The sequence below is a fragment of the Frankia sp. CeTa3Moorea genome (assembly GCF_978021225.1).
On sequence record NZ_CDXDOR010000166.1, the window covers coordinates 1 to 6,740 of the forward strand.

Below are 6,740 nucleotides of genomic sequence, written 5' to 3' on the forward strand. Positions count from 1 at the left end.
TGGCCGGCCTGGGGGTGCCGAGCGAGGGGATGCCGAGTGGAGAGGTGGCGGTGCCCGCTCCCGCGTGGCCGGCCACCCCACGTCAACCCGTCATGAGTGGGCGAAAGGCACGTCCGGCCCTTATGACCCCCGCGGCGCGCTCGGCGCCGCCTAACTGTGACCGTCAGGGGGTCGACGTCCCGCGCGGCCCTCGCTCCGGTCCGGCGGGCCACGGCCTTGGGATGGGAACGAGTCCGATCTCTCTAGGGCAGCCAGGGGCGCGCGAGCGCTCACCCGGTTCCATGGACGGGCGGGGACCCGGGGCGAGTGACCGGCTCAGCGACCGGGAACTCGCGGTCCTCAGCTATCTGCCGACGATGTTGACGACCGCCGAGATCGCCGCCGAGCTCTTCGTCTCCGTGAACACGGTGAAGACGCACCTGAAGAGCATCTACCGCAAGCTCGACGTGCCACGGCGTCGCGATGCTGTACATCGTGCGCGCGAATTGCGTCTATTGTAAATAGTCATACAGTTTATTGTAAAGATAGATTTTAGGTGGGAGGTCGACGGTCCGGTGGCCGGGGCGCCGCGATCAGGGGGACGGTGATTCGGTGAACCGCGGCGGGTACGGGGGTGGGTACCCTGCCCTCGAGCCGGGTCCGTCGTCTACTGCGTCCGCGTAGCCGGCGCCGGTGCGGTCGCTCTCCGTGTGACCGGGACCCGTGTGACCGGGACCCGTGTAGCCGGCATCGAGGTGGCCGGCATCCGTCTGGATCGTGTCGGACCCGGGCTGCGGTGGGCCGTACCGGTATGTGCCGAGCGCCGCCGTTCGTTCGAGGTGCCGCCCGATCGGGCCGGGACCAGGCCCGATCGGTGTCCGCCCCGGTCCGCGGGTACGCGCGGTGGCCCGTGCCGGTGCCGGCAGGAAGGCATGGAGCAGGCAGATCATCGATGTCACGATCTCCATGATGATCAGAATCAGGCCCAGAATCTGGAGATCCACTCCGGTGGTGCGCCAGGTGAGCGCGTAGCGCAGGATGGCACCCATCACGACCAGGAAGACCGACCGCCCCAAGGTCATCGCCTTCGTACCTCTACCTCTTTCCTGCCGTGGCTTTGGTCTCCCGCTGTGGCTTCGACCTGGGGCTTCGGCCGGTCGATGATCGGCGCATGGCCACATCGCGGGCCCCGGCCGCGCTCGATGGTGTCCGCGCTCGATGGTGTCCGCGCTCGATGGTGTCCGCGCTCGATGGTGTCCGCGCTCGATGTGTCGTCGTCGTGGAGCGGCACCATGGGATGGGTGGTCCGTGCAGGGAGCGGGGAACTCCACCCCTCCGGGGCAGGCCGCGGGCCGCTGGCGAAACTGTGCGCTGCCGTTGTGGCTACCCTACGTGACCAATGTTCATGCTGTCGATGTTGGTCGGGATCCGAGGCTCACCCGTGCCGGAGGACGTTTTCCGGCTTCTTTCGCGACCGCGATCGAAGCCGGGGGGAGCCAATCTCGTACTTGTGAGGTAGCCCCGACGGGCGGTGCCAGTGGGAGGGAAAAATCACCTCGAGCCACTGCCGGGGGCTGCCGGACGGCGTCATCCCAAACGTTTACGTGCGTTAAGGTCGCGTTTTCCCCGGCTGCGCCGAAGATACGGGGGTGAGTGTGATCAGGGGGGCGTGGGTGACCGCTGGCGTAGCGAGGGAGATGGGCCCTACGCTTGCCGAACCTGTCCAACTTCGCCGGAAATCAACCTGGCGGCATCGTCCCTAGCGGACGAGGCCTGGCGTCGGTTCTGAGTTCTGACCCCCCCGGAGGCACGTGTGACCGACCGAGTTTCCCGCCCGCATGATGTTATCGGTGAGGACGCACTACATCGGCCGCGAATTGGCGTGACCGTCGACACATCCGCCGAGGCCGCTGCGGCGGGCCGGGTCGCGAGGCGTGTCTCCGCGAGCTCACCCGCACCGCTGACCCCGCCGCACCGCTCGCCGACCACCCGGCATTCCGCCGCCACCGGCGCCGGTGCGGGGCGACCGCTTCACCAGCGCTCCGGCCCACCGGGGAGCGGTGTGCCGATGGGCGGCTCGCCGATGGGCCGCGGCGAGGTGCCGAGCGGCAGCGGCCGTGCGGTCCCGGCTGGCGGCCCGCCCGTCCGGTCCGCTCCGGTGGCGCGTGCCGCGCCGATGCCGCGGGACCTGGCTCTCGGCGCGGCCGAGTTGCGCGGCATCCTGCGCGTGGTGGAGGACTGCGAGCGGGCGTCGTCGCTGGCATCCTTCCGCGAGCTCGCCCTGGACGGCATGGCCCGGCATCTCGGTTACCGGCATTCCGCCTTCTTCCTGGGCTCCTCGCTCGAGACCGCCTTCCAGGACGCCCGGCCCACCGGTCGCGGGCTGGCGCTTCGACTCGCAGGCCCCTACCTGGAGCGTTACCGGGAGCTGGAGGCCCTCAGCAATCCGGACAGCCTGCGTTCGGTCCGCGAGCGAGGGCTCGCCACCCTTGACGATCTCGGCATCCCGGAACGCCCGGAGGTGCGGATGCGCCTGGAGCGGTTTCTGCGGGCACACGGCATCCACGCGAAGCTGCTCATCCGCCTGTTCGGTCCGTCGAACGTGGGCGCCGTGGTGTCCCTGTTGGATTCTCGGCCGGGCGCGTTCGGACCGCGGGACCGCGCCGTCGGGGCGGTTCTCGGTCGGCACCTCGGTAACCTCCTGCGGTTCTACATCCGGGCGGACCCGGGCCCGTCGGTCGCGGGCAAGCTGTCGGCGCGCGAGCGCGACGTCGTCCGTCTCGTCGCCGAAGGCCGTTCCAACCGCCAAGTCGCCGAGGCGTTGTGCATCAGCATCGACACGGTAAAGCACCATCTCACCCATGCGCTCGTGGCGACGGGGTGCACGAACCGGACCCAGCTGGCGATCGCGTGGCAGCGGGAGACGAGCGCGTTCGCGGCCCCCGGCAACCCGCGGCCCTGAAACTGTGACGTCATGAGGTCATGAGGCTGCTGCCGTGGATGTTCGATCCGCGGGATCCGCGGGATCCGCGGCGGTGCCGATGATCTACGACCTCGATCCGAGCCGCGAACCCCGGTGCGCCACCGCGCGGGGTGCGGTCGCCGGCACCTGATCCGCCGATGGCGGCAATCATGATCGACCTCTCCGTCGGGGCCGCCGGCATTTCGGCGCGAAGGGATGAGGCGAGAGGCCGGTCCCGATGATCGAACAGTGGCGGGAACGGACACGCTGCGTGTCCGTTCCCGGTGCCGACGGTCGCGTGTCGATGATCCCACTCGAGTAACAAAGCCGGTCCGTGGTAATCGATCTGGCCTCGCCTGACCGGTCCCGACGGTCATGTCCTGCGCGCTCCGCGACGACTATCGCTTATTGTGGCTGAAATGTTGCTATTAGTATCCCTATTGAGGTCGTTGCCGGAAAGTTGATCGGATAAGCTTGCGATCGATGGCGCGCTGTGACTAGGTTGGCCGATGTCCCTTCTGGTCCGCATGGGGTCTGAAGGAGTCAGTCCCCGCCCGTCAGCGCCTGACCCGGCCGGCGGCGACCACGATCGATTTTCAGGACGGTGCCCGCCCGTGATTCCATACCTCCCGGGGCGTCGTCCTCGCATCCGATTTTTCCAGGCCCTGCGCATGCGGGCGTGTGTTGCCGGGAAGTAGCCACAGCTGTTCATCGCCGCATTGGGTGATCGATACCGAAGAGAAACCGCTGCGACTGGCGACCGGGATAGCGACCTGCGTGTTACTCATTCGTAACCTCCATCGATGGCCGCGGCGATTGATGACGTCGCCCGGTGCACACCCCTGCAGGCTCTGTGTAATCCCGATCCGCGACATCCTCATCGATGTCCGGCGGTGGGCGAGCGGGCGACCGGATGCCGTCCGGACCTGGTCACGGCGACCGCGCCAGTGGTCCGACGGGCCCACGATCAACGCTGTGGTCCGGCACCACGCAATGATCCCAACCGGGCCGGCTAGTATTCCGCGCACGTTGGCAATCCCGTGTCGGCTAACCGGATGCGGCCGCCGTGGGACCGGGGGACACCAGTTCCGCGACAGCCTGTTGGGGGTTGGTTCGCTTTTCGCATACTCAGGGCGGATGCGGCTTCCCGGATGTCTGCCGTCCCGGCGGCACTGACCAGGAGGTCTGGATGATGCGGGCGGTCCTGTCGTCCGGAACAAATCGATCATGCTGGTTCGGTGGGTGAGTTCTATGGCCTCGATGTGCCGCCGCGGCGATCGGGCGGCAGCGGACGCGCCGTCGGCCCCGGGTCTGCCGGCTGTCCGCCTGCCCTTGAGATACCCGCTCACGCGGACCAGCGATTACCCGCCTATCCGGACCAGCGATTGCCCGCCCATGCGGACCAGCACAGCCCCCTCAGCCTCTGCCCCCTCAGCGCCCTGCCCCAGGCGGGGACCGGTCGGGAGGACCAGCCGATGACCACTGCACCCAGCGCGTCACCCGTGGCCTCGCCGGCCAATCCCGCCGACCGCGATCCGCTCGACGCCCGCGAGCTGGTCGTGGTGATCACGCCGTTCGCTGAACCGTCCGCGCCCCTGGTCGCCGCGGTGCAGCGGGCCGGAGGGCTCGGGGTGCTGGACCTCGGATTGCTGGCCGGACCGGCACGTGACGCGCTGCGGGACGCCGCGCGGTGGGCGCCGGGCCGGTTCGGGGTGCGGGTCGCTCCCGGCTGCCCCCTCGATCCCGACGAGCTGCCCGCGAGCGTCGGGACCGTCGTACTAGTCGTCCGGTCCGGTCCGGATCCCCGATCCGGCCCCGTCGCGTGGGCGGACGCCGGGCCGGGTCCGGGGAGCCGCTGGGACATCGGCGCGCTGACGAGCCGGTTGCAGGCGAGCGGGCCGCGTGGAGAGGCGCGGCGCCGGGTCTGGGCGGAGGTCACCTCGGTCGCGCAGGCGTGCGACGCGGTGGCGGCGGGGGCCGAGGGGCTGATCGCGCGAGGCAACGAGTCCGGGGGGCCCGTAGGCGACCTCACCACCTTCACCCTCCTGCAACATCTGCTCGCGCAGGCGTTCGTCACCACCGAGGGCGCGCCGCTGCCCGTGTTCGCCGCTGGCGGGATCGGTCCGGCCACCGCGGCGGCCGCGGTGGCCGGCGGCGCGGCCGGTGTGGTCCTGGACTCCCAGCTCGCCCTGGTGCGTGAGATGGAGCTGCCGGCACAGGTCGCGGCGGCGGTCCGCGCGATGGACGGTAGCGAGACCACCCTCCTCGCCGGCTACCGGGTGTACACCCGTCCCGATCTTCCTGTCGCCGCTATGGCGGGCGACGCCATGGCGGGCGATGCCACGGCGATCCCGTGCCGGCTGGGTGCGCGTGATCTGCGTAACCAGTTCCTCCCGGTCGGCCAGGACGGAGCGTTCGCCGCCGATCTCGCCGACCGCCACGTGACCGCGGGCGGTGTCGTACGGGCCGTGCGCCAGGGCATCCGCGAGGGCATCGCCGCCGCCACCCGTACCCGTCCCCTCGCCCCCGGTGCGCCCTTCGCCGCTGCCCGCGGCCTGCGCCACCCGGTCGCGCAGGGACCGATGACGCGGGTCAGCGACCGGGCGGCGTTCGCCCGTGCCGTCGCCGATGAGGGCGGGCTGCCCTTCCTCGCTCTGGCGCTGATGAGCGGCGAGGACAGCCGCGCCCTGCTGGAGGAGACCGCGGACCTGCTCGGGGACGCGCCCTGGGGAGTCGGGGTCCTTGGGTTCGCCCCGGCACCGCTGCGGGCCGCCCAACTCGCCGCTGTGCATGACGTGCGTCCTCCCTGCGCGATCGTCGCCGGAGGTCGCCCGGCACAGGCGGCCCCGCTGGAGGCCGCCGGCATTGACACGTTCCTGCACGTCCCGTCCCCGGGGCTGCTGAACCGCTTCCTGGCCGACGGCGCGCGCAAGTTCGTTTTCGAGGGGCGTGAGTGCGGCGGGCACGTCGGGCCGCGGGCGAGCTTCCCGCTGTGGGAGGCGCAGATCGCCGGCCTGCTGGAGTTCGGCGCGACCGATCAGGCCGGTCCGGACTTCTTCGCGGGCCTGCATCTGCTGTTCGCCGGGGGCGTGCACGACGCCCGTTCCGCTGCGATGGTCGCCGCGGCGGCCGGGCCGCTCGCAGAGCGGGGCGCGAGCGTTGGCGTGCTGATGGGCACCGCGTACCTGTTCACCGCCGAGGCCGTCGCGTCCGGGGCGATCCTGCCGGGTTTCCAGCAGGCCGCTCTCGACTGTAAGCGCACCGTGCTGCTCGAGACCTCCCCCGGTCACGCCACCCGGTGCGTGGAGTCCGCGTACGTCCACACCTTTCTGGGCCGTCGCCGTGAGCTGATCGCCGCCGGCCACTCCCGCCAGCAGATGTGGGAGGAGCTCGAGGCGCTCAACCTCGGCCGGCTGCGGGTCGCGAGTAAGGGCCTGCGCCGTGAGGGCAGCGAGGTCGTCACGGTCGATCCCGCGGCCCAGGCCCGGGACGGCATGTACATGATCGGGCAGGTCGCCGCCCTGCGTTCGCGGCGGACGAGCATCGCCGAGCTGCATGACGAGGTCACCGCGCAGGCCACGGCCGGGCTCGCCGCCCGGGCCGCCGAGCTGCGGTCCGCCGAGCTGCGGTCCGCCGAGCGGATCGCGGCGCCCGACCGTCCGGGCGCCCGGCCGCTCGACATCGCGATCGTCGGGATGTCCGCGATCTTCCCGGATGCCCCGGACCTGGCCAGCTTCTGGGCGAACATCGTCGCCGGCAACGACGCCATCCGCGAGGTCCCGGCCGATCGCTGGGACGC

General features: G+C 70.8%; 4 protein-coding genes. 3 read left to right on the forward strand and 1 reads right to left on the reverse strand.

From position 1 onward, the window contains the following. The first annotated feature begins 221 nt into the window (after positions 1-221). Positions 222-500 carry a response regulator transcription factor gene (locus AC08OV_RS20910; protein ID WP_476620162.1) on the forward strand — a complete coding sequence of 93 codons (279 nt, stop codon included), beginning with the start codon at positions 222-224 and terminating at the stop codon, positions 498-500. A 72-nt stretch (positions 501-572) separates the two neighbouring features. Here the strand turns inward: AC08OV_RS20910 and AC08OV_RS20915 are convergent, their stop codons facing one another. After that, complete coding sequence (locus AC08OV_RS20915; protein WP_476614874.1) at positions 573-1,061, reverse strand: hypothetical protein; 489 nt, start codon at positions 1,059-1,061, stop codon at positions 573-575. Positions 1,062-1,861: 800 nt separating this feature from the next. On the opposite strand from AC08OV_RS20915, the gene AC08OV_RS20920 reads away from it, so the two are divergent. Together AC08OV_RS20920 and AC08OV_RS20925 are read left to right on the forward strand one after the other, a co-directional pair. Further along, positions 1,862-2,941 carry a helix-turn-helix transcriptional regulator gene (locus AC08OV_RS20920; protein WP_476600406.1) on the forward strand — a complete coding sequence of 360 codons (1,080 nt, stop codon included), beginning with the start codon at positions 1,862-1,864 and terminating at the stop codon, positions 2,939-2,941. A 1,475-nt stretch (positions 2,942-4,416) separates the two neighbouring features. Further along, a partial coding sequence (locus AC08OV_RS20925; RefSeq protein WP_476620163.1) for a nitronate monooxygenase occupies positions 4,417-6,740 on the forward strand: 2,324 nt, incomplete at its 3' end.